Raw genomic sequence first — 19379 nt, 5'->3', positions numbered from 1 at the left:
ATTAATCCTTAATGGAATCTTTTTCTACTTTTTTTAATTCTTTTTCTTTGTCGTTACTGAGATCAGAATCTAGAAAACTCTTGGTTTTGGGTAGCTGTAAGAAGAAATTATTGTAAGATCCGACCTTTGCGATAAGGTTTTTGACTTGGCAGCCTAAAACATGTCCGCCGGCAGTGCGGTCCTTGGTAATGAAGTGCCAGTGGAATCCAGGAACTCCTATTCCTTTTACATAGGCAGGGCTTTTGATGCCGATAAGGGACCCTTCTATTTCTGTAAATTTGAAGATGCTTTGATGTTTTACGACATCAATGAGGGGCGGGTAAGGCTTCTTTTGTTCAGGAACACTTCGTGTCCGCATCATGTTGAATCTGCCGTCTATGCGGATGGCAAAGAAGATGTTTGAAGATGGAAGGGCATTGGTGATTTTCAGGTTCAATTCTTCAAGTGATGAAGCTGAGTCTATTTTCAGTATGGAATCTGTTTTAAAGATGAGGGCATCAGCAAAAGGGACTCGGGTAAGATTATCAACTGCGACAGCTTTACCATTATATCCGACTCTGTAGACTTCACCGTCGATAAAAACCATTTCACCGTTTAGACCGTTAAAGGTGCCTATTCCGAAATCTCCGTGTTTTTTCAGCTCGGAAACGGTCAAATCTCCATCATAGTTGCCAAGCAACAAAGAGTCGATAGTTGAATATTGGTAGATTGTTTCGTCTGCATAGGCTGGACTGAAAGATCCGATAAGAATCAGGAGAAAAAAAGCTATAGGGAAAATTTTTTTAAATAATTTCATTTTTTAATCGTGAGGTGACAGGTTGTTTTCAATAGGGTTTGTTTATCAAGTCTTTTAAGCCAGATGTTTCCGCTGTGTGTGGCGAATAAAATCTTTCTTCCTACATTTCCCCCCGTATCCATTGCTTTAGGGTGAAGTCCTATCGCCGATAAGGAATCTAGAGCCATTTGGATATTTCGCCCTCCTACGGCAAAGGAGGGCGGAGCTCTGACTTTTGATAAGGTTAGCCCGCTGGCTCCTCCAAATATTTTGACCTCAAGTTCATTTTTTCTGGTTCCGATGCGGAGCATGCATGCTAGCAAATGGTCAACGGCCGTGTCTACATATCTACAAATTTGGATTGATATTTGTTTATCCGGGTTAATTTCTTTTCGCGAGGGGAGAAATGCGTGGCAGATTGCGCCTTGTTTCATGCGTGGGGAAAACATTGTAATGGCTACACAGGAACCGAGCACAGTTGAAACTATTGTAGGGCTTACTCCGATGAAAGCGTCTCCGGTATGGAGAAAGACATGGGGTATGTCGGAGTTCTTCAAAACCATTTACTGATCCTTTTATGCAGAAGATTGGAAGATTATACGGGAAATTTATTTTGACATATGATCGCGTATTAGTTGGATCACTTCTTTAAATTCTTTAAGTGGAGCCGCTCCGGATATCGTCACGCCGTTGATAACGAATACAGGTGAAGCCGTAAATCCAAATTTTTTAGCTTCGTTGATATCACGGTCAACAAGGTTGAAAAGTCGAACTGACTTGATGTCGCGATGCAGAAGGGGCAGATTACCTCCGGCCTTTGACACAAGTGTGTCGAGTTCTTTCAGTCCGTCTTTATTAATTTTAGACCGATTTGCAAATAGCAGACTGTTAAATAGGATTGCTTTCTGGTGGTCCTGCCGTGCTAAAGCTTCATAATACAGTGCCGCAGGGCGGGACATCTTGTGAAAACCTTGAGGGTTATGCCGGTAGCGGTAATTAATTTTTGGGTCTTTTTTTAAAAGTTCCTGTATTATTTTGTTTGCTTTTGAACAGCTTGCTGATTGAAAATCAGAGTATGCAAAGATGGAAATATCACCATTGGGATTTCCCCATAGCGGGCGATTAGGCATTGAAAGCGGAATATTCGGATTATCCAGTTGTTTTTTCTGTCTGTTCCGTATTTTAGTTTTATTTTTCTTTTCAAGCCCGACCTGCATGAGGTCGTACAGTTTTTCCTCATGTCCTTTGAAAGCTTCTAAAATAAGTTCAGGGTTGTTTTGTAATACTGTTTTTATTTCTTTTTGGAGCGAAGTATCAAGGGGGGATTTAGCCTTCGCAAATGAAGAGAAGAGAAATAATGTTGTAATTGATAAAATTGAAATAAAAAATAGTCTCATTTGGCCCTCCTTCAAACTAAGACAGTTCTTTTGCGGCGAGTAGGGCAGAGCCATAGATATTAAACATGGAGCCAAATCCTGAAATTTCAAAAACTTCACTGATCATTCCGGTAATGTTAGCAAAAGCAATTGCTCCGTCTTCAGCTTTTAGTCTTTTTGCTGTCGAAAGAATAGCCCTTAAACCTGCGCTGGAGATGTAATCAAGGTCGCCGAGATCGAAAACAATTTTGATTTCACCTTCTCTGATGAATTTGCATATTGCATCTTCAAAATTAGGAGAAGTCAGCGCGTCGAGTCTTCCTTTCATACCGATAATAAGAGCATTTTCAATTTTTTTACTACTTAGTTCCATCGTGGATCCTTATAAACCTTAGGTACTATCTTTAGATTGCATATTTGATATTTAAAAAATTAATTTCGTTGATTTATTTCTTTTTGTAAAGGGGTGCTCCAATGAATTTTAAATAACACATGTTCAAGGAATATTCATTGGGAACATATAAATACTGTGAAATTGTTTTAGTTTTTAATTTAAGTTCATCTTCATTTTTAGTTCACGATCAATAAATTGAACAAGAATCAGTGAAATAGCAGATAATGCCGCGGCGCCTAGAAAGACTATGCGGTAGTCCTGCATCCACGCAATGCCTGCCAGAACGGGAATGGCTACTGCTGCAATGTGGTTGATGGTAAAGCCTACAGCCATACTTGGTGCAATGTCTTTTTTATCCGCTATTTTCTGGAAGAAAGTGCGGATACCCATGGCAAAGTTGAAAAATATGTTGTCTAAAATATAAAGAATCCCACCGATTAAAGGGCTTTCAATGAAGGCATATGCCGTAAATATCAAAACTAAACTTGCGTATTCAAGACTCAGTACTTTTCTTTCACCATATTTATTGACAGCCTTGGCAATTAAGGGATTTAAAAAGTAGTTAATAACGTTGTTTACTACAAATAAAATGGTGATATCCTGGATGGAATAATTAAACTTTTTGACTAGTAGAAAAACTGCAAAAGCTACAAATATTTGTCTCCGTGCACCGGCCATGAAGGTGAGGGCGTAGAAAAGCCAGTATCTTGACTTCAGGATCATTTTTTTATGTTGAAGAGGTATTTCTTTAGATGAAGGATCTTGAAAAGAGCAGTATATGCCGCCTAGAATTGCACATGCGCCAGCAGCTATGAACATTTCTTTGTAGTCAAAAATACCGGAGACTGCGAAGATTGCCATCCCTACACAAATGTTAGTAGCTGCTCCGAGACTTCTAAGTCTGGCCATTACAATTGGTGCTTCCGAGTATCCGAAATATTGTAGGGTTAAAGACTGATTAAGTGTTTCATAATAATGAAACCCGAAGGACATGAGTATCGTTGTGAACGCAATGCCTATGAAAGAAGGCATGAACCCTGTTATTGCAACACCTACGCCCATGAGAATGACAGAAAGAGCCGCAAGTCTGTGTTCTTTAATGATAAAGAGAAAGTAGATTACAAATAAAGCCAGAAATCCCGGAATCTCGCGGATTGAGCCTATCAGGCCGAATTCCCCGCCGTTTAGGCCGGCAACATCTATGGCGAAGTTATTTAAAAGAGTTCTCCACCCCTGAAATCCTATTGCTGTTGCTATAGTCAGAATGAGAAGAAAAATATACATTTTGCGAGAATTCAGCGCAGATTTGGTCACAGGGGAGTCCTTGGGGGATGGAATGTTGGAAAGAATTTTGTCTCAAAATCAGAGTGCGAATGCTAGTCCTGAAGATTTTGCAATACAAGCAAAAACTTCGCTTAGCAGAATTGAAAATTTTATTCTCAGGGAGTTTTTTTATGGCTGATTTTCCGCCACCATATTCAATAAGGGTGAGTGCGCGGGCAAAAAATGTAATTATTAAGCTGATCCCTGATAAAGGATTAGAAGTCGTTTTGCCTAAAGGTGTACGGAAGGTTGAAGTTCCGCGGTTTCTTGAGAACAAGCGGGAATGGATTTTATCCGCAATTAAGCATCTGGAACAGAAAGGATTTTCACTTTCTCCGCCGGAGCTGGTTTTGCCTGAAAGTCTGTTTTTTGTTGCGACTGATACCGAAATTTATATTCATAGAGTGCGGACCAGAAAGCCCGGTTTGCGAGTCCGCAAAAATGTGGACAAATTGATGTTGAGCGGTGCGGCTTGGACTGAGCAGGAAGATCTTGTTGCTCTGACAGAGTTTGTCCGTACACAGGCTCGCTCTTTTCTGCTCGCAGAACTTACGAAAATTTCAAAAGAAATAGATATGCCTTTTAAAAAATTGTTCATCCGTTCTCAGCGTAAACGATGGGGGAGCTGTTCTTCAAAGGGGAATATTAATCTTAACATGAAGCTTATGTTTCTGCCGTTCAGACTGGTTCGCTATGTCTTGATTCATGAGCTTTGCCATACCGTTCATCTTAATCACTCTGCTAGATATTGGCAGCTTGTGCAGCAGGTGGAGCCAGATTTTCAATCGCTCGAGAAAGAACTTAGTGAGGCAAGTCCGCTTGTTCCCGATTGGATTAATTTTTAGGTGATTTCGCCTTCAGCTGGACCAGAAGGCCCGTGGCCCTCTGGACTCCCTTTTAGGGGGAAGGTTTTATTGCTTTATGAACAAAGGGTATAAAAAGTTTTCCACAAGTGTGCAGAACATGACCATCTAATTAGAATTACAGGTTTAGTTCTGAACATAGGAAGTTCATATTTTGTGGAAAGGTCTTAAGTCGGTTCGCGACTGGCGATGAGATCTAAATGATATTTTTTTGCTGGAAGGGATTTGTATAGATATGACTGTCTTTTATCAAGAAAAAAAGAGGGGAGACTTTTATGGTCTCCCCTCTTTTTAAGTAAGCTGATTAAAACTGTGCGATGGCTTTTTTGAACCCTTCGGTTGAGCGTTCGATTACGTTTACGCCTACGCAGAAAGCAAGTCTGAAGTATCCGGGGAAGCCGAAGCCTGTTCCGGGTACTGCGAGAATTTTTTCTTCCTGAAGAGCGGCGCAGAACTTTACATCATCGCCACCCGGAGCTTCGGGGAAGAAGTAGAATGCACCTTTTGGCAATGTGTATGAATATCCCGCATCATCAAGGACTTTGGCCATTGCGTCGCGTCTTTCAAGGTAGATTTTTTTATCAACCTGAGCGCCGAGTGCTTTTTCAAGCAGCTTTTGTCCGACAGCCGGAGCATTTACAAAACCGAGAATGCGATTGGCGAGAACCAGTCCTGCGAGCAGGGTCTGTTTTTCAGGCATTTCCGGGTTGATAAGTGCGTAGCCGATTCTTTCTCCAGCCAGAGAAAGGTTTTTGGAAAAAGAACTTACCACGACACTGTACGGATACAGCGGTAAAATGGAAGGCACTTCTACGCCGTCAAATGCGAGGAATCTATATGGCTCGTCGGCAACCAGAAAGATAGGTCTTTCGCGGCCGGCGTTGGCTTTTTTAAGGGTATCTGTGAGTTTTTCAAGATCTTCTTTTGAGTAAACAACACCTGTGGGGTTGTTCGGGGAATTGATAAGCACAACACGGGTTTTTTCGTTGATGGCTTTTTCGATTCCTTCAAAGTCCAGCTCAAAAGTCAGCGGTTTGGAAGGAACTGTTACCAGTTCTCCGCCGTAGTTCTGTGCGTAGAATCCGTATTCCACAAAGTAAGGAGCCGGGCATAAAATCTGATCGCCCGGATTAAGGATGGAGCGATAGAGAGCATTGATTGCTCCTGCTGCTCCGCAGGTGATAATTAGATCACTTCCTTCGACAGGAACACCTTGTTCTTGCGAAACTGTTTTTGCCAGTTTTTCGCGTAAAGAGGGGTAACCGAAGTTCGGCATGTATCCAAATGCAAAAGGTTCTCCTGCACACTCGGCCAGTTCTTTGAGGCCGTCAGCAATGGCTGCCGGAGCTGGAACGTCTGGATTGCCGAGAGAGAAGTCACATACTGCGTCTTCACCGAATTTTTTCTTTAGGACCATTCCGGTTTCGAACATTTTGCGAATCCAGGATGAGCTGTCAAGGTATCCTTCTACCTGACTTGAGAGCAATTTCATCTTCTATACTCCGAATATTTTTCTGTTAGTATCTACGGTTTCCACCAGAATTTCTGCCTTGTGGTCTACCACCTTTGCCGTGGCCTCCGGGCCTGTTGCCGGACTGAGGAGGTCTTTTCGCAGGACGTGGCCTGTTACCGCTTGTATCCTGTCCTTCGGACGGAGGCTGCGGTGGGCGGGCGTGGAGCGAGTTTTGATACAGTTCGTCCATGAGCATCCCAACCAAGGTGCATTGCTCATCATCTTGCGCAAGCTGGCGAACAAGTTCTTTGTAACGGTTGATGCGTTCTTTTTCAAGAATAGTTGTTGAGCGGTATTTGGCTTCCAGAATGGTGGTAAGCCGTTCATTGATAGTCTTCAGAATTTCTTTGTCATCCGGCAGGGTGCGGCAGTCAAAATTTATACTGTAAGTTGTCGCAATTCTCTGTAACTCCAGTTTTTGAATAACATCTACAAGAGAAATCGCGATTCCCGATGATCCTGCTCGTCCTGTGCGTCCGGCCCTGTGAATGTAAGATTCTTTTTCTTCGGGTGGTTCATACAGAATAACGTGCGACAGGTCTGGAACGTCAATTCCGCGTGCAGCAATGTCCGTTGCCACGAGAAATTTAATTTTACCGGATCTGAGATCTCCAAGAATGCTTTCACGTTTGTTTTGTGAAAGGTCGGAGGTTAATTCGCCGGCGTTGAATCCGAAGTTGTTCAGCACTGCTGTTACGAAATTTACGTTGGCCTTGGTGTTACAGAAGATGATAGCCGAGGTTGGATTTTCCATCTCCAGCACTCGCATGAGCTGTCTTTCTCGGCCCATGGCGGGAACCTCGTAATATGCGTGTTCTATTTCTGCTACATGGACATGTTTGCTGCTCAGGCTCAGCAATTGAGGCTTGTACATGAACTCTTTTGATAACCGCAGTACGTGCTCAGGGAAGGTCGCTGAAAACATGTATGCGCTGATCGGGCGGCGGGGCAGATATGATTTTACCTGCTGCATATCGGGATAAAAACCGATGGAAAGCATGCGGTCAGCTTCATCAAAGATAAGTGTTTTCAGGTCATTCAGGGAGAATGTTCTTCTCATCAAATGGTCAAGAATTCGGCCCGGGGTACCCACAACCATGTGTGCGCCTTTTTCCAGTTGTTCTTTCTGTCTGCCGTAGCCGACTCCGCCGTATACGGAAAGAACCCGGAGTCCTGAACCTTCGAAAATTATTTCAGCTTCACGTTCAACCTGTCTGGCAAGTTCCCTTGTAGGAACGAGGATCAAAGCCTGTGTGCGATTAAGTGACGGGTCGAGTTTTTCAAGCAGCGGCAGGACAAATGCGCCTGTTTTCCCGCTTCCTGTTCTTGCCTGAACCATCAGGTCTATTCTGTCTAATTGATAAGGAAGGGATTTTGATTGAACCGGGGTCAGGCTGTCCCATCCGGTTTTTTCCAGCGCTTTTTTTATTGAATTAGGCAGGTCTTCTATGGCGATTTCTCTAAGGGCCTCTTCTGGCTCAACCACTTTGTCAGGTTCTTGATGGGCATAGTCGTTTTTTAGTTCATCGCCCACGGGGTGGTCGTCTTTCGAATTTTTCATATTCTTTTATCCTATAATATTTATGATGTAACCTTTATTACTTAAGCTAGAATAACACATTTGTGCAAAGGGTATTTTGGCCGCAAAAAGTTGCTATAAGTTTAGGCTATGGAATGTTCCTTTTGTAATAGTTTATAACGATTTGATTTGAATCACTTAGTAAGGATAGTGATTGAGCATTAAATTATTATTCAGTGGTTAAGGGAGCACGAATGGTGAAGGCGCAATTACTTGGAAAGCTTATGTCCGAGCATGCTTATTTGATTATCAGATGTCTTCTTGCTGTTGTCTTTTTTTATGCAGGGGCAACAAAGATTATGAATACTGAGGGTTTTGCAACGGTTATCAGCGGGTATGGGTTACTGCCTGATTCTTTGGTCAGTTTGTCCGCAATAGTTCTTCCCGTGGCGGAAATATTAATTGCGACTGCGCTTGTCTGGGATCTTAAAGGATCTTTATTTCTCTACTCGGTTCTGCTGCTCGTCTTTATGGGCGTCCTTGTTCACGGAATAAATATGGGACTTGATGTCGATTGCGGTTGTTTTGCTCCGGGGGATGCAGAAGGCGAAGCGTATCATTCACTTCGCGAAGCTCTTTTTAGAGATCTGTTTTTATTTTCCGGCTGTGTATATCTTTATTGGCTTAGGGGAGCGAAAGATTACAGACCTAGATCGATTTTTGCTTTTATTTCAAAAAAATAAAATTTGTTTTTGGAGGTTTTTCAATGAAATTTGTAAGAAATGTTTTCTCACTTGCCGCAGTATGCGCATTGATGTTTTCACTGGTCGGCTGTCTAGGCAGTGACAAATTTGAGCAGGAAGTTTCAAAAGAAACAGGCGCAATCAAACTTGTTCGCGAAATACAGCGCGGTGATTACGATGTGATCTCAACTGCCGAACTTAAGGCTCTTCTGGACAGTAAAGCGGAAGTGCTCGTTATCGACACCATGCCGTATGAAGCCAGCTATAAAAAAGAACATGTTCCCGGAGCAAAACAGTTCCTCTTCCCGATTCCTGATATGGATGAATGGGACGTGACCAAAACTGACGGCAAAACTCAGGAACAGTTTGTCGAAATGCTCGGACCTGATAAAGATAAAGAAATCATTGTTTATTGTGGATTCGTTAAATGTTCCCGCAGTCATAATGGTGCAGCATGGGCGAGAAAGCTCGGTTACACCAACGTGAAAAGATACCCCGGCGGTATTTTTGCATGGAAGGGAGCTAAGTATCCAGTTGGTTCTGTTAAATAACATCCTTTAGTCTGAATTGTTTTATAGCCCCGACGCATTATGTGTAGGGGCTTTTTTTTGATCTTTTTTCAAGCCGGACCTGAGTCGGCTTATTCATGTCCGCTTTGTTTCATATCCTTATCTTTATAAACGACAGTTAATGCCTTGTCTTTTAAGCGTAGAATAGGTCTATGCTTTGTAGAGGGGCAATAAAGAACGGGAGGACCTTGTGAACAGATTAAACTCTTATTGCTTACGTAAAAAAGATCGCGGAGAATTATCAGCAGGTGCTCGCTTGTATGGCAAATCTATGAAGCCGGAAGCGCAGCTCGAAGAAATGTATGAGGTTATGCAAAACGTAGGACTTGGTGAAGAGCTTGATCCTGAAGACATGTCTAGTCTTTTTGCAGAATTCTCCAATGATGAAAAAATGTACCCAAGCATGATGCCACCTGAACGCCGAAACCTTTGGGAACAAAGAAAAAGACAGATGGAGCAGATTCAGGAAAGACAGAAAAAAGCTAAGCGTTAGCTTCATGCGCAGTTCATGATGAAGAATCCTAAGCTTCCACTTGCTCAGGAACTTCGGAAAACTGAGGACGGCAGAATTATTCAAAAAGCATTAGCACTCGCCCCTAAAGCCATAATGCGCGAATATGAATACGAGAATGGTGGTAGACTCAGCAAAGTTCTTTGTGATGAATCCATCATCGAGCAATATCAGTACGGCAAATACGGTGAAAGACTTACCTTGGAAAATCGGCACACAAAACCGCAACTGTTAAAGTATAACAGCAGATTATAACTTATCGCAGTTGGCAATGTAAAATATTTCTACGACAAGCAAGGCCGTATGATCGAAAAAAACGAGTTTGGAAAGATTACTCGTTATTCATACTTGGAGTCAGGACCGTTGCATGAAGTTGTTTTGTCGGATGGGCGCAGGGTTGAATATACCTCTGATCCTGCGGGAAAAAGGATTTCCAAATCTATCAACGGTAAAACTGTAGAAAAATATCTCTGGCAGGATTTGACTACTTTAGTTGCTGTCACGGATGCCGAAGGGCTACGTCCCAAAGTTTTCACTTATGACGAAGAAGGCGATCCCGTTGCAATGACTTACGAAGGAAAAACCTTTTATTTCGCAACCGATCAGGTCGGTTCAATTTTCATGGTTGCGGATGAAAGGGGTAATGAGGTAAAGCGGATTATATATGATTCGTTTGGCAATTTATTGTTCGATAGTAATGAAAAATTTGATACTTGCGTGGGCTTCTCCGCAGGATTGACCGATAAAGACACGGGATTAATTCACTTCGGATATTGTGAATACGATCCAGCCATCGGCAGATTCATAACCCCCGACCCAATCGGCTTCGCTGGCGGGCCTTTTTTTATTTAAGCTTCAACAGCAATAAGTATCCCCTCCAGTGTAGCCTTGCCTTTCAGCAGCATTTCTCCCGCGGCCTGACATGCGGTTTCAATATCTACCCCCGCAGAAAGTTCGCACGCTTCTTTCAGCTCTTTTATTCCTTTACCCGTGGAATCGAACGCGGACAGCATCTCTCTACTATATATGAACAGTCGGCTGTTTTTTTTCATTTCAAACGTTGAGCAGGGGAGTAAACCTTTTCCCAGTTCGCCAAGCGGTCCGCTTTGGGGTTCAATGAAAACAGTTGATCCGTCAGGTTGCAGCAATATAGCCGGAAGTGATCCCGCATTTACCAGAGTAAGTGTGTCGGTTTCACGATTTATATGAGCATATATCCCGTCAATTTCCATCATTTGATCAATGTCTGACCGGAATGTTTCGCGTAGTGCAGTCCCGACATTTCTGAAAGTTTCAGCAGGAGTATAGAGTGGCCCTGTGTTAAGCGTTAAAGCCTTTCTGATGTTGTTTGCTGTTCTGTTGTCCAGTTGCGGAGGCGTGAAATTCAGCAACAGAATACTTTCAGATTTATTGGGCAGAATGACAGATTCATAAATATATGTTTGTGCTTCTTCTTGTTTTGCCGGGAATATAGACTTGTTTTTTCTTTGCGGGGAGGTGTCGTCGTGAGCAGGTAAGGCTGAGTTCTGCTCTAAAAGTTCTACTTGATTATTCATCATGAACTTATCGCTTGCTGCTATTTTCAAGTGTAGTCTTATTCGGTGTAAAACTTCTCTATATTCGAAAGGTTTTGTAATAAAATCTACGGCTCCGGCATCAAATCCTTTTTGGGTACTTTTTGCATCATCCAGAGCAGTTAAAAAAATAATCGGAATCTCAGAAGTTTCAGGCGACAGGCGCAAAATGGTTGCGCATTCGAAACCTGTTTCCCCCGGCATCATGATATCCAGTAATATAAGGTCTGGTTGATTTTTTACGGCGCACTCAATGCCTGTTCTCCCGTTGTTTGCTGTAACAATTTTGTAGCCCTGCTGACGAAGAACCAATTCGAGAAATTCCAGATTGAAAGGCTCGTCATCAATGATCAAAATTTTCGGTATATAGTTTGGCTTTAAGGACATTGTTGTGAACCCTTTGCGGATATTTGTTTGATGTTAAGGTTGTTATTCTATATAACAATAAAAAATAGAATAAAAATCTTTAAACAGCTTTGAAATAGTACATTATTTTCAATTCTTTGTTGCCAGAAAACCCCATCAGGGTAAGTATGTGTTTACTCTGTGAGTGCTGTCTTTAGAGTTTTGTACGTTGCATGGTAATCAATTCAGTTTACACGGTAACAGTACATCAATAAAGCTTAGGTTTGCAGAAAGATTTATGTGAAAATTCGAGCGCAACGGGTTTGATACTTTTGTTGTACGGAGTTTCTTTCGTTGCATGGTTCATTGGTGCATAATGACTTATGGAGTCATGCTGCATAAGATTTTATCATAACGTATATTCCCCGGGAGTTGATGAAATGCTTATTGGTATTCCTAAAGAAGTTAAAACTATGGAAAACAGGGTCTCAATGACTCCTGGAGCAGTTGAAAGTCTTGTCCGTCGCGGTCATACCGTTGTTGTTGAAAAAGAAGCCGGCATTGGAAGTGGGCTTCCGGATGACGAGTATCTTTCTGCCGGTGCTAAGATGGTAACGGCCGATGAAGCCTGGGCTGCTGAAATGGTCATCAAAGTTAAAGAACCAATTGCTTCCGAATATAAATATCTCCGAAAAGGTCTTTTGCTTTTCACATATCTCCACCTCGCTGCGGACAGAGCTCTTACCGATATTCTTCTTGAAAGCGGAACCACCGGCATTGCATACGAAACAGTTCAGCTTCCCGATCGTTCGCTCCCTTTGCTTACTCCTATGAGTGAAGTTGCAGGGCGTATGGCTGCTCAGGAAGGCGCTTTACATCTTGAAAAACCCAAAGGAGGCAGAGGCGTTCTTTTGGGTGGGGTTCCGGGAGTTGCTCCTGCAAATGTAATGATTCTCGGTGGGGGTGTTGTCGGAACAAATGCTGCTAAAATTGCTGCGGGCATGGGTGCAAGAGTTACTATTTTTGACGTAAGCCATTCAAGACTTCAGTATCTTGATGATATATTTAACGGCAGAGTTACAACCATGACTTCTACCGAGCCTAATATTCGTGCTGCGGTTATGCAGGCGGACCTCATAATCGGTGCTGTTTTGATTCCGGGGGCCAAGGCTCCTAATCTGATTACCCGCGGTATGCTTTCAACAATGAAAGAAGGGGCCGTGATTGTTGACGTGGCAGTTGATCAGGGCGGATGTGTTGAAACCATCAAGGCTACGACTCACACTGATCCCACTTATGTGGTCGATGGTGTTATTCATTACGGCGTAGCAAATATGCCCGGAGCTGTTCCCAGAACTTCTACCTTTGCTCTGGTTAATCAGACACTTCCTTATGCAATGCTGCTTGCTGATAAGGGGCTTGATGCTTTGCGTGCCAATAATTCATTAAAACTCGGCCTTAATACTATAAATGGTAAGCTTACCTTTGCAGCGGTTGGCGAGGCTTTCGGGCTGGAAACAATTACTCCTGATGAGGCTCTTGCTTAATTTTATTGATTAATATGTTTTTAGTGATCTTTAGGGATTACGCGGAACTGGAGGTGAAAGCAGATGCTTTCACCTCTTTTTTTTGTCCTTTTAAATTTGGAAAGATTAAATTCAGTTGAACAAATTTAATTAGAAGTCTTTTGTTTTATTTGTATGGATGATAACTTTAACTATATTTTTGAGTTTTAGATTCTTTATATTGGCAGAAATATGGAGGAAGGCATGACCATACGGACAGGGGTTACTGGAAAACATTTGTTGTATGCCTTTGCTTTGGTAATATTTTTATTTTGGATTGGTGAAAGTCTTTTTGAGTTTATTTGGTTTAACCCCGAAGGGACAAGTTTTATTTCACAGTTAGTTCCACTTCATGATTCTCATGAAATGTTTATGCGGATAACGACTTCCTTTACATTCTTAGTATGCGGATTTGTTGTTTCAAGGATGTATACCAATCTTGCCGATTCAGAAAGTCAGGCTCGGGAGAGTGAGAATAATTTACGGATAACATTTGATTCAATCGGGGATGCTGTCATTGCAACCGATGTTGAAGGAAATATTGTGCGAATGAATCCGGTCGCGGAAACATTAACCGGATGGGATTTTGCGCAAGCTGAAGGTTCTGCTCTGACAGATGTAGTTAAGATGATGAATTCCAGCACAAAGGGGCTGTCCGATAATCCGCTTGAGGGAGTCCTGCGGGATGGAGAAGCCCGAGGGCTTTCAAATCATACAATCTTGATTTCTAAGCAGGGAAAGAAATTTCATATAGCTGATTCCGCTGCCCCGATCAGGCGGGATGACGGGGAAATGTCCGGAGCTGTTTTTGTTTTCAGAAATGTCACTGAACGATATAAAAATGAGGCAGAGCTTCGCAGTTTGCGTAATTATCTTTTTAATATCATTGATTCTATGCCGTCAGTTTTGCTTGGAGTTAGCGGTGATGGGCAAGTGACTTTGTGGAACCGGGCCGCAGAGCAGGCAACCGGTATTTCTGCTGAAGTTGCGCAGGATAAAAAATTGTTAGAGATTTTCCCCCGAATGGAAAAGGAGATGGGCAGAATTTTTGAAAGTATCAGGTCTAAGGAAATAAGCCGGGAGCAAAAAAAGATTCGTCATTCGGAGACAGGGGTTTGCTATGAGGATGTGACAATCTTTCCTTTGGCGTCCAATGGGGCTGAAGGAGCGGAAGGGGCTGTGGTCCGGATCGATGACGTGACAGAGCTTATCAGGTTGGAACAGGCTATGATTCAGAATGAGAAGATGATGTCTGTCGGCGGGTTGGCGGCAGGAATGGCTCACGAAATAAATAATCCTCTGGCTGCAATATTAGGGCATACCCAGAATATTAATAATCGGGTTTTCGGAGATCTTGAGAAAAATGAGGAGATTGCTCTAGCATGTGATGTTTCTCTTCATAAGGTTAGGGAGTACTTAGAAAAACGGGGAGTCCCTAGGATGCTGGATGGAATTTATTCATCAAGCAGTCACGCTGCAAAAATTGTCAGTGATATGATCAGGTTCAGCCGTAAGACGGAAAGTAATATGGGGCGACACCACCTTTCTGAACTGTTGGAAGATACGTTGGAGTTGGCAGCAAATGATTATGATTTGAAGATGCATTATGATTTTCGCAAGATAGAAATTGTTCGCGAGTATGACAATACCGTTCCTTCTCTTTATTGCGAAGGGAGTGAAATTCAGCAGGTATTTTTGAATATTCTCAAGAATGGCGCACAGTCTATGATGGAAAAAGAGTATCGCGGTGAGCATCCCCGGTTTATTCTCAGAGTTCGGAAAGAAGAGGATGTGGCTGTAGTTGAAATAGAAGACAATGGTCTAGGTATGGATGAAAATGTTATTAAACGGATTTTTGAGCCTTTTTATTCTACCAAAAAATTGGGGCGGAGTTCCGGTCTCGGGTTGTCTGTCTCATATTTTGTTGTAACCGATCAGCACAATGGAAGCATGGAAGCACATTCTTTGCCCGGAAGCTGGGCACGTTTTATTATTAAACTGCCGTTAGCCGTTGAGGTGTAGTTCTTTTGTCGTTTTTATACAGTCTTGCGGCTTCGTGTTTATTAGCATATTTATGATCTTCCTTTATTTTGAGATACTCGGGGAGAGACAGTGGCTAAGAAAAAAGAAGAAGATATTATATATGTTATCGGTAAACCAGACACCGAACCGCCGCATGAAGAGGGGTTGCCTCCATGGATGGCCACTTTTGCCGATATGGTTACTTTATTGCTTTGTTTCTTTGTTCTTCTTTTGTCTTTTGCCAATCAGGATATTGCCAACTTTGAAAAACTGAAAGGTTCAATGAGGGATGCTTTCGGTGTGCAGTTTGAAGACAGAACAGGACGTAAGGTTGCTTACTCTGAAAGTCCTTTTTCTGCCAGTTCCGAAAAAAAAGCGGCTAAAAAAGATATGGCGGCTTTGGAACTTGATATAAGAGCATTTATTAATGCCGGTAAGGTTTCAAAGCTGATGTCGGTAAATACTGATCAGCAGGGAGTTTTAGTTCGTGTCCCTTCCCGTGCTATCTTTAAGCCCGGAACGGCAACACTGGACCCCCGTATTTATAAAGTTCTGGATAAAATTTCGAGTATAATGAAGACAAAAAATTTTAATCTGGTAGTCAGAGGACATACAGATGACCGGGCTACACACAATAATGTTTATGATTCAAACTGGGAATTGTCCTCTGCAAGAGCAGCATCTTGTTTGAGGTATGTTTTGCAGAAATCAGGAGTTTCTCCGACTAGAGTCAAGGCTGTCGGTTATGCCGGGACAAAGCCTTTGGTTCCAAATACCTCCGACCGTAACCGGGCAATTAATCGAAGGGTTGAGTATTATTATCAGCCACCATCAAAAATTTGGTAATTAAGTGTTCAAAAGCCCGAAATTCAACTCGCATAAGCGGGCATGAATTTCGGGCTTTTATTATAACTGATATTTTCAGCTATATAAGATTTAATTTTCTACCTTTTTCCGCCTTTCCCAGAGCCGCATTTCTTTCATTTTTTTACGACGTTCGCGTTGAAGCGATTTACAGACTAAAGGCGTTTTTTTTGCGTATCCCCATTTTTCCCGGTATTCTTCAGGCGTAATATCATATTTTGCAAGGTGTCTTTTGGTGAGAACTTTAAATGGTTTTCCAGATTCCAGACAGATGATAGTTTTTTCTCTGATAGCCTTCTTGGGATCCACCGGAGCAACCTGTGCAGTAGTAGAAGACTTTTCTGTCAGTCCTTCCCCTATTTGCATGATGCCGAATGCCAGTTTTTGAACCATGGAAGTGATTTCATCTTCGGTCATGGTTCTGACACTTGCTTGCGCTTTAACAATTTCCAGAGCTGCTTTTAAATGGTCTTCCATTCTCCTCCCCCTATGGTTTGTCAATTGTGTTATTCAAGAAGGTTCCGTTTTTTGTAGTGTTTTAATAATACATAAAACAGCTTTTAGCCTATTTTAAAGATTAGACCAGTTTAGCATTATATACGCATAAAGGTGAAGAAGAATGTTAAAAAAGATTTGTATGCTGAACTAAATGTCAATTTGTATTGAATGATGTGTAAATATGAAAAAGTTAACTGCGTTGAAAATATAAAAACAATTTTTATTACTTTCTTATGAGTTGTGCGCTATATTGATACAATAATTATATTTCTTGAAATCAGCGAGGTTGTATCATGTCGACAAAAGATTCCGACGTAGTATTAGAAGAAATGGGCGGACTGGATTCCGAATCATTAGTTGAAAGTATTTGCCAGCATCATCTTTCGAATCTTGGCAGGGATTACGGTAGATCTGACAAGTTTTCACTCTATCAGGCTCTGGCGTATTCTCTGCGGGATAGGCTGGTGGGTAACTGGATAAAGACGCAACGCTCTTACTATAATCGCAGTGCAAAAAGCGTTTACTATCTTTCACTTGAATTTTTAGTAGGTAAATCTCTTACAAGTAATGCTATTAATCTCGGGATTGAAAACGAAACAGAGGAGGCTCTTGGTAAATTCGGAGTTACTCTGGAAGAAGCCGAAAGTGCAGAGGTGGATGCCGGACTCGGTAACGGTGGACTCGGAAGGCTCGCCTCATGTTTTCTCGATTCAATGGCTACACTCGGGATTCCGGGTTACGGATATGGCATAAGATACGAGTACGGAATTTTTAAACAAGCTATTGAAAACGGTGAACAGGTTGAACTGCCCGATGACTGGCTCCATTCGGGAAATCCGTGGGAGTTCCGCAGAAGGGGATTTGTTTTTACTATCGGACTGTACGGCAGAGAAGAAAAGTATACTCATGACGATGGATCTTTGAGACATCGCTGGACAGATACGGCAAAAGTGATGGCAATGCCTGTGGATATGCTTATTCCGGGCTATAAAAACGGTAATGTAATAAATATGAGACTTTGGGAGGCTCAGCCTGCCAGAAGATTTAATCTCGATCTTTTCAACAGCGGTGACTACATCCGCTCAATGGAAGATGCCGTTAAGACGGAAACAATTTCCAAGGTGCTTTATCCGAGTGACAAACTCAGTGAAGGACGTGAGTTGCGTTTGGTTCAGCAATATTTCTTTGTTTCGGCAACTATTCAGGATATGCTTCGTCGGTTTGAGAAAATAAAACTGGACTTTTCAGAGCTTCCGAACAGAGCGGTTGTTCATTTAAATGAAACTCATCCGGCAATAGCAATACCTGAATTGATGCGTATTTTAATTGATGAACATATGCTCAACTGGGATCAGGCATGGAGAATCTGCCGGAGAACTTTCGCTTATACTAATCATACAGTAATGCCGGAGGCCCTTGAAAAATGGTCTCTCGATATGATGCGCAAGGTTCTTCCCCGTCATGTTTCGATCATTTTTGAAATTAACCGCCGTTTTCTCGACGAAGTAAAAAACAGATTTCCGGGGGATGATGAAAGGCTTTCCCGTATGTCCATAATTGAAGAGGGAGAATATCCGCAGGTTCGTATGGCCTGGCTTGCTGTGGTGGGGAGTTTTACCGTGAACGGAGTTTCGACTCTGCATGGAGAATTGATTAAGAAAAATATTTTTTATGATTTTGTTGAAATGTTTCCGGGAAGATTTATTTCGGTCACCAACGGAATTACTCCACGCAGATGGCTTAAACAGTGTAATATCCCGCTTTCAGAATTGATAACGGAAAAGATAGGTAAAGGCTGGGTAACCGATTTATCAAGACTGCATCAGCTTGAGTCTTTGGCTGAAGATGAAGAGTTTCAGATTCGCTGGTATGATTGCAGATTGAAGGCGAAAAAGAAACTCGTAGAATATGCTCAGAAGGAATATGGGCTGTATATGCCTGCCGACTGGATGTATGATGTTCAAGTAAAAAGAATTCACGAGTATAAGCGGCAGGTGTTGAATGTTCTTCACGCGATTACTTTGTACTGTCGTCTGAAAAAAGATCCGTCGAGTGTGGCTGTGTCGAGAGTTAAAATTTTTGCGGGTAAGGCCGCTCCGGGATATTTTCTCGCCAAGCGGATTATTCGGCTGATTAACTCTGTCGGAGCTGTTATTAATTCCGATAGTGCAGTGAATCATAAATTGCGCATTGCTTTTTTGCCCAACTATAGGGTTTCACAGGCTGAGTATATTATTCCGGCTACAGACCTTTCCGAGCAGATTTCGCTTGCAGGAACAGAGGCTTCCGGAACCGGGAATATGAAATTTGCTCTTAACGGGGCTTTGACCATAGGAACCTTGGACGGGGCAAATATCGAAATTATGGAAGAAGTCGGTAGAGAGAATATCTTTATATTCGGCATGAATGCCGACGATGTTGAAAGGCGTAAACGTGAAGGTTATGTTTCCGGTGATGTTGTCGGGGGAGATTCAGAGTTGGCCGAGGCCCTCAATCTGCTCGCCGATGGCACTTTCTCTGAAGGTGATCGTGATTTCTTTGCTCCTATATTAGATTCTTTATTTGCCGAAGGAGATCAGTACATGACTCTGGCAGATTATAGAGCTTATGTTGATGCTCAGGATGCACTTGAGCAGATCTGGCTGGACCGTAAGAAGTGGCTTAAAATGTCCATTTTAAATACTGCCGGTTCGGGGCATTTCTCCAGCGACCGAGCTATAATGGAATATGCCACAAGTATATGGGGTGTTCACCCTATGGAAAAAGAATCGTAGGCGGACATAATCGTTTTGTTAATTAGAGCTCGAAAGTGAAGTCCGTTATCGGTTTCATTTTCGAGCTTTTTTTATGGAATAATATTGTTAACTGCTGCGTTGCAGGGAAAAAAATCTTGATTCGCATGAAGCTTTGCGTTCAACAGAAAAT

19 protein-coding genes are annotated in these 19379 nt (G+C 42.3%); 10 read left to right on the top strand and 9 right to left on the bottom strand.

The genetic code is table 11. From position 1 onward, the window contains the following. Position 1: 1 nt before the first annotated feature. The 5 genes from budA to JEY82_RS11205 all read right to left on the bottom strand — a co-directional run bounded on the left by budA (position 2) and on the right by JEY82_RS11205 (position 3829). Entirely contained in the window at positions 2–796 is a 795-nt protein-coding gene (gene budA, locus JEY82_RS11225; RefSeq protein WP_304085480.1) for an acetolactate decarboxylase, read from the bottom strand. Next, positions 793–1338 carry a chemotaxis protein CheD gene (locus JEY82_RS11220; protein WP_304085479.1) on the bottom strand — a complete coding sequence of 182 codons (546 nt, stop codon included), beginning with the start codon at positions 1336–1338 and terminating at the stop codon, positions 793–795. The genes budA and JEY82_RS11220 overlap by 4 nt, the downstream gene beginning before the upstream one ends. Before the next feature lie 45 nt (positions 1339–1383). After that, a complete protein-coding gene (locus tag JEY82_RS11215; protein ID WP_304085478.1) occupies positions 1384–2172 on the bottom strand; it encodes a thioredoxin domain-containing protein in 789 nt (262 codons plus the stop codon). 16 nt (positions 2173–2188) lie between these two features. Next, positions 2189–2524: an STAS domain-containing protein gene (locus JEY82_RS11210; RefSeq protein WP_304085477.1), complete on the bottom strand. Its 336-nt coding sequence runs from the start codon at positions 2522–2524 to the stop codon at positions 2189–2191. Between the two features lie 174 nt (positions 2525–2698). Then, positions 2699–3829 (bottom strand): MFS transporter, encoded by a 1131-nt coding sequence (locus tag JEY82_RS11205; RefSeq protein ID WP_304085604.1) that lies wholly within the window; start codon positions 3827–3829, stop codon positions 2699–2701. A 170-nt stretch (positions 3830–3999) separates the two neighbouring features. Here JEY82_RS11205 and JEY82_RS11200 point away from each other — a divergent pair, with 170 nt between their 5' ends. Then, entirely contained in the window at positions 4000–4713 is a 714-nt protein-coding gene (locus JEY82_RS11200; RefSeq protein WP_304085476.1) for a M48 family metallopeptidase, read from the top strand. A gap of 322 nt (positions 4714–5035) precedes the next feature. Here the strand turns inward: JEY82_RS11200 and JEY82_RS11195 are convergent, their stop codons facing one another. Both JEY82_RS11195 and JEY82_RS11190 read right to left on the bottom strand, forming a co-directional pair. Next, the gene (locus JEY82_RS11195) at positions 5036–6223 is read right to left on the bottom strand and encodes a pyridoxal phosphate-dependent aminotransferase (protein ID WP_304085475.1); all 1188 of its coding nucleotides are present in this window, start codon (positions 6221–6223) and stop codon (positions 5036–5038) included. 25 nt (positions 6224–6248) lie between these two features. Beyond that, positions 6249–7805: a DEAD/DEAH box helicase gene (locus JEY82_RS11190; RefSeq protein WP_304085474.1), complete on the bottom strand. Its 1557-nt coding sequence runs from the start codon at positions 7803–7805 to the stop codon at positions 6249–6251. A 212-nt stretch (positions 7806–8017) separates the two neighbouring features. Between JEY82_RS11190 and JEY82_RS11185 the strand changes: the two genes are divergently transcribed. The 5 genes from JEY82_RS11185 to JEY82_RS11165 all read left to right on the top strand — a co-directional run bounded on the left by JEY82_RS11185 (position 8018) and on the right by JEY82_RS11165 (position 10438). Next, entirely contained in the window at positions 8018–8506 is a 489-nt protein-coding gene (locus JEY82_RS11185; protein WP_304085473.1) for a MauE/DoxX family redox-associated membrane protein, read from the top strand. Positions 8507–8529: 23 nt separating this feature from the next. Further along, positions 8530–9057: a rhodanese-like domain-containing protein gene (locus tag JEY82_RS11180; protein WP_304085472.1), complete on the top strand. Its 528-nt coding sequence runs from the start codon at positions 8530–8532 to the stop codon at positions 9055–9057. A gap of 208 nt (positions 9058–9265) precedes the next feature. Then, entirely contained in the window at positions 9266–9568 is a 303-nt protein-coding gene (locus JEY82_RS11175) for a hypothetical protein (protein WP_304085471.1), read from the top strand. Positions 9569–9583: 15 nt separating this feature from the next. Continuing rightward, positions 9584–9841: a hypothetical protein gene (locus JEY82_RS11170; protein WP_304085470.1), complete on the top strand. Its 258-nt coding sequence runs from the start codon at positions 9584–9586 to the stop codon at positions 9839–9841. 48 nt (positions 9842–9889) lie between these two features. Then, on the top strand, positions 9890–10438 hold the full coding sequence (locus JEY82_RS11165; protein ID WP_304085469.1) for an RHS repeat domain-containing protein: 549 nt from the start codon (positions 9890–9892) through the stop codon (positions 10436–10438). Here JEY82_RS11165 and JEY82_RS11160 read toward each other — a convergent pair. Beyond that, a complete protein-coding gene (locus JEY82_RS11160) occupies positions 10435–11547 on the bottom strand; it encodes a response regulator (RefSeq protein ID WP_304085468.1) in 1113 nt (370 codons plus the stop codon). The two genes, JEY82_RS11165 and JEY82_RS11160, sit on opposite strands and share 4 nt — an antisense overlap. 398 nt (positions 11548–11945) lie before the next feature. On the opposite strand from JEY82_RS11160, the gene ald reads away from it, so the two are divergent. From ald to JEY82_RS11145, 3 genes are all read left to right on the top strand, one after another. Further along, a complete protein-coding gene (gene ald / locus JEY82_RS11155) occupies positions 11946–13052 on the top strand; it encodes an alanine dehydrogenase (protein WP_304085467.1) in 1107 nt (368 codons plus the stop codon). A 222-nt stretch (positions 13053–13274) separates the two neighbouring features. Then, positions 13275–15092: a PAS domain S-box protein gene (locus tag JEY82_RS11150; protein WP_304085466.1), complete on the top strand. Its 1818-nt coding sequence runs from the start codon at positions 13275–13277 to the stop codon at positions 15090–15092. A 90-nt stretch (positions 15093–15182) separates the two neighbouring features. After that, a complete protein-coding gene (locus JEY82_RS11145; RefSeq protein ID WP_304085465.1) occupies positions 15183–15938 on the top strand; it encodes an OmpA family protein in 756 nt (251 codons plus the stop codon). 90 nt (positions 15939–16028) lie between these two features. Here the strand turns inward: JEY82_RS11145 and JEY82_RS11140 are convergent, their stop codons facing one another. After that, entirely contained in the window at positions 16029–16433 is a 405-nt protein-coding gene (locus JEY82_RS11140) for a MucR family transcriptional regulator (protein ID WP_304085464.1), read from the bottom strand. A gap of 314 nt (positions 16434–16747) precedes the next feature. On the opposite strand from JEY82_RS11140, the gene JEY82_RS11135 reads away from it, so the two are divergent. After that, a complete protein-coding gene (locus JEY82_RS11135) occupies positions 16748–19228 on the top strand; it encodes a glycogen/starch/alpha-glucan phosphorylase (RefSeq protein WP_304085463.1) in 2481 nt (826 codons plus the stop codon). Positions 19229–19379 lie beyond the last annotated feature (151 nt).

This window comes from Maridesulfovibrio ferrireducens, assembly GCF_016342405.1.
GTDB classification, from domain to species: domain Bacteria; phylum Desulfobacterota; class Desulfovibrionia; order Desulfovibrionales; family Desulfovibrionaceae; genus Maridesulfovibrio; species Maridesulfovibrio ferrireducens_A.
This window is presented reverse-complemented; position numbering and strand designations above follow the sequence as displayed.

What these genes read in the sequence shown, in the direction of transcription:
- JEY82_RS11135 (WP_304085463.1), top strand. Translation starts at nt 16,748, where the DNA reads ATGTCGACAAAAGATTCCGACGTAGTATTAGAAGAAATGGGCGGACTG.
- JEY82_RS11200 (WP_304085476.1), top strand. Translation starts at nt 4,000, where the DNA reads ATGGCTGATTTTCCGCCACCATATTCAATAAGGGTGAGTGCGCGGGCA.
- ald (WP_304085467.1), top strand. Translation starts at nt 11,946, where the DNA reads ATGCTTATTGGTATTCCTAAAGAAGTTAAAACTATGGAAAACAGGGTC.
- JEY82_RS11190 (WP_304085474.1), bottom strand. Translation starts at nt 7,805, where the DNA reads ATGAAAAATTCGAAAGACGACCACCCCGTGGGCGATGAACTAAAAAAC.
- JEY82_RS11185 (WP_304085473.1), top strand. Translation starts at nt 8,018, where the DNA reads ATGGTGAAGGCGCAATTACTTGGAAAGCTTATGTCCGAGCATGCTTAT.
- JEY82_RS11210 (WP_304085477.1), bottom strand. Translation starts at nt 2,524, where the DNA reads ATGGAACTAAGTAGTAAAAAAATTGAAAATGCTCTTATTATCGGTATG.
- JEY82_RS11160 (WP_304085468.1), bottom strand. Translation starts at nt 11,547, where the DNA reads ATGTCCTTAAAGCCAAACTATATACCGAAAATTTTGATCATTGATGAC.
- JEY82_RS11180 (WP_304085472.1), top strand. Translation starts at nt 8,530, where the DNA reads ATGAAATTTGTAAGAAATGTTTTCTCACTTGCCGCAGTATGCGCATTG.
- JEY82_RS11195 (WP_304085475.1), bottom strand. Translation starts at nt 6,223, where the DNA reads ATGAAATTGCTCTCAAGTCAGGTAGAAGGATACCTTGACAGCTCATCC.
- JEY82_RS11140 (WP_304085464.1), bottom strand. Translation starts at nt 16,433, where the DNA reads ATGGAAGACCATTTAAAAGCAGCTCTGGAAATTGTTAAAGCGCAAGCA.
- JEY82_RS11220 (WP_304085479.1), bottom strand. Translation starts at nt 1,338, where the DNA reads ATGGTTTTGAAGAACTCCGACATACCCCATGTCTTTCTCCATACCGGA.
- JEY82_RS11170 (WP_304085470.1), top strand. Translation starts at nt 9,584, where the DNA reads ATGATGAAGAATCCTAAGCTTCCACTTGCTCAGGAACTTCGGAAAACT.
- JEY82_RS11205 (WP_304085604.1), bottom strand. Translation starts at nt 3,829, where the DNA reads ATGTATATTTTTCTTCTCATTCTGACTATAGCAACAGCAATAGGATTT.
- JEY82_RS11215 (WP_304085478.1), bottom strand. Translation starts at nt 2,172, where the DNA reads ATGAGACTATTTTTTATTTCAATTTTATCAATTACAACATTATTTCTC.
- JEY82_RS11150 (WP_304085466.1), top strand. Translation starts at nt 13,275, where the DNA reads ATGACCATACGGACAGGGGTTACTGGAAAACATTTGTTGTATGCCTTT.
- budA (WP_304085480.1), bottom strand. Translation starts at nt 796, where the DNA reads ATGAAATTATTTAAAAAAATTTTCCCTATAGCTTTTTTTCTCCTGATT.
- JEY82_RS11165 (WP_304085469.1), top strand. Translation starts at nt 9,890, where the DNA reads ATGATCGAAAAAAACGAGTTTGGAAAGATTACTCGTTATTCATACTTG.